The organism is Micromonospora sp. LOL_023, from assembly GCF_048060115.1.
In the GTDB taxonomy this organism is placed as follows: domain Bacteria; phylum Actinomycetota; class Actinomycetes; order Mycobacteriales; family Micromonosporaceae; genus Micromonospora_E.
Genome location: NZ_JBHMIM010000141.1, coordinates 1 through 2,625, shown reverse-complemented (window position 1 = coordinate 2,625; position 2,625 = coordinate 1). Strand labels below are relative to the sequence as shown.

The window sequence follows — 2,625 nt, the reverse complement described above, 5'->3', positions numbered from 1 at the left end:
TCCCAGGTCAGAAGGCACCTGTCTTTCAAGATCCACTATGTGGACCCGCCCATAATGAAGGGCTGAGGCTAAACCGTGTGTCGCAGGTTCGAATCCTGCCGGGGGCACCAGCATACGGCCCTGACCAGCAACAATCCGGCCCAGAAATGGATTGCTATCCATATAGTTTTGAACTGCCCCCGAAAACCCCCCGCTAACACCTACGGGCGATCAGGTTTGGGGCAGGCCCCTGCTCTAGGGCGTCTCGGCGACGGCCCTCGCGCGTGTCGATCCCGACCGGCCTGGGGCATGGTGGCGGCACCCTGGCTCGGTTGCCGCTTGGCCCACCCTGAAGCTGGGGGCAACAGCCACAGGACGCTCTGCATGGCCATCCACAACCGATCAACCTGACCCCTCGACGTCGCCGCCAGCGGCCCCTCGCCCACAACAGTCCTGTAGTTGCGACCCTCGCTCGGCCCATTGACCGGGCGCGGGCTGACGAGCGATGTCGGATATGCGATTCTGACCTTTCGTTGCTAAAGGTCACCGATCCACAGTCTTGGACGTGGAGGACTTCAGGCTGCGGTTGGTGCCGGGCTCCGTCATCGTCTTCGAAGGGCTGGACCGTGCGGGCAAGAGCACCCAACTGGCCATGCTGACCCAAGTTGTCGAGCCGTCCTCCGCCGAACTGGTACACATGCCCTCCGGGAAGACACCGTTCACACAAGGCGTCTACTCGTTACTCGAGCAGGACGGGCCCAGATCAGGTTTCGCCCGGCAGTTGGCCCACACCGGCCGGGTGAACGCGGTGGCGGTGCTGCCGCGACCAGACGGCCGACACCACATCGTCACCGGCAGCGGCGGAGGCGTCGGCGACGGGTCGGTGCGGGTGTGGGACCCCGACACCGGTGAACAACTGGCAGAGATAACCGGCCACACCGGCGGAGTGACTGCGGTTACGGTGCTGCCAGGGCCGGACGGCCGGCACCACATCGTCACCGGCGGCAGGGACCGTGCGGTGATGGTCTTCGTGTCGAGGACCGAGAAGCCTACGACGTGAGGGAGTAGCTCCCGTCAGTAGCAGTAGCCGGCACGGTGGCGTGCCGGCTACTGGGATTGGTGCAGTGGACCGCTAGCCGTGGGAGGAACTTTCCGAGACGGCTCGTGACTGCGGCGTACTGGCTGTTAGGCGGTGAAGCGTTCGCGGCTCGCTTCGCGTACGAAGGACTGCCAGTCCTCGGGGTTGATGCTCAGGACGGCGGCTGTCGGGTTCTTGCTGTCGCGGACGAGGACCCGCCCGGTCGTCGGGAGGAGGTTGGTGGCCACCTCCACGCAGTTGTTGCCGTTGCCGCTGCGGCTGGACTTACGCCACTGGGCACCGGTCTGGTCAGACTTCACGGAGTGCCTCCAATACAGAAGTGATCATGCTTTTCGACTCGTCCTCGTTGAGCGAGCGGCGGTCGATGTCTTCCCAGACAAGCTGGTAGGTGCCGGACTCGCCGGGCTTGTTGAGGTAGAGCGCCCCAGTCAAGGTATCCACATAGGCAAGCGGTGGCTCCAGCGGTTCGCCGCCCTGCGGGTCTGCGGGAAAGGTCAGCAGCGCGAACGGGGTGGATGCTGCCATGCCGCCGTGGACCCCGGCCGAGAAGGGGAGCACCCGGATGCTGATGTTCCCCCGTTGGGTCAGGTCGAGCAGATGCTCGAGCTGCTCGATCATCACCTCGCGCCCGCCGACATGCCGGCGCAGCACGGCCTCGTTGAGGATGACGCTCAGGTGTGGTGCGCGAGGGCGGGTGAGCAGTGATTGCCGCTCCATCCGGACCTCGACGCGTCGCTGCTTCTCGTCGTCATCGATGTAGCCGGTCGGCACCCCGTGGACTTCCTCGGCGTACCGCCGGGTCTGGAGCAGGCCCGGGATCAGCTCGACCTCATACTGCCTGATCGTCTCGGCAGAGTCCTCCAGCGAGACGTAGAGCGCGAAGAAGGCTGGCAACTCGGTCTCGGTGCGGTCGTGCCACCAGGACTTCCGCCGCCCGTTGCGGGTCTCTGCGGTGAGCGCGAGGAGGATCCTCCCGTCGTCAGGCTCCGCGCCGTAGAGCTCCAGCATGGCCTTGACGTCGATGTCCCGGAAGCGCACGGCCTCGTGCCCGTCCTCCATGCGGGCGATCGTCGTACGGCCCTTCTGGAGTGCGTCGGCTGCCTGCTCCTGGGTCAGGCCGACGCGTCGCCGTAGTGCTTCGAGTCGTCGGCCGACGTACCGACGTAACAGCGCAGAACCTACCATATCCGACACCTGTCGACCACCTCCCGCTCGTTTTGGGCGTGTGTCTCGCCCAAATGATACAACCGATCTGCCATTACATACATTGGCCCTGCCTAAATGGGCTGGACAATTGCCGATCATCTCATGCTGGCTCGATTAATGGAAAGCCGATCTTCTTGAACTGTTGATTTTTGGGCGCACCCAAAGTGTAATGAGTTGGTCGCAGGTTCTCCGCTCACCGCCTCGGGGCTGATGGTTGGCGTGGAGGCGTACCTCAATGGGAGAACAGCCCTCGGACGTAGGCCCGCATCGGCCGCACGGCCCCGGCGTTGTTCCTCTATGCCTGATTTGATCACGGTTTGTTAGATGCGGTAGACGGCGAA

3 protein-coding genes are annotated in these 2,625 nt (G+C 64.2%); 1 reads left to right on the top strand and 2 read right to left on the bottom strand.

Features of this window, described 5'->3' with window-relative positions; translation table 11 throughout:
- Positions 1–544 precede the first annotated feature (544 nt).
- Entirely contained in the window at positions 545–1,039 is a 495-nt protein-coding gene (locus tag ACFHVL_RS31060) for a hypothetical protein (RefSeq protein ID WP_416632175.1), read from the top strand.
- A gap of 125 nt (positions 1,040–1,164) precedes the next feature.
- Here ACFHVL_RS31060 and ACFHVL_RS31055 read toward each other — a convergent pair whose 3' ends face one another.
- Positions 1,165–1,377: a DUF397 domain-containing protein gene (locus tag ACFHVL_RS31055; protein ID WP_416632174.1), complete on the bottom strand. Its 213-nt coding sequence runs from the start codon at positions 1,375–1,377 to the stop codon at positions 1,165–1,167.
- Positions 1,367–2,263, bottom strand: a complete 897-nt coding sequence (locus tag ACFHVL_RS31050) for a helix-turn-helix domain-containing protein (protein WP_416632173.1) — start codon at positions 2,261–2,263, stop codon at positions 1,367–1,369. Before ACFHVL_RS31050 ends, ACFHVL_RS31055 begins: the two co-directional genes overlap by 11 nt.
- Between the last annotated feature and the right edge of the window lie 362 nt (positions 2,264–2,625).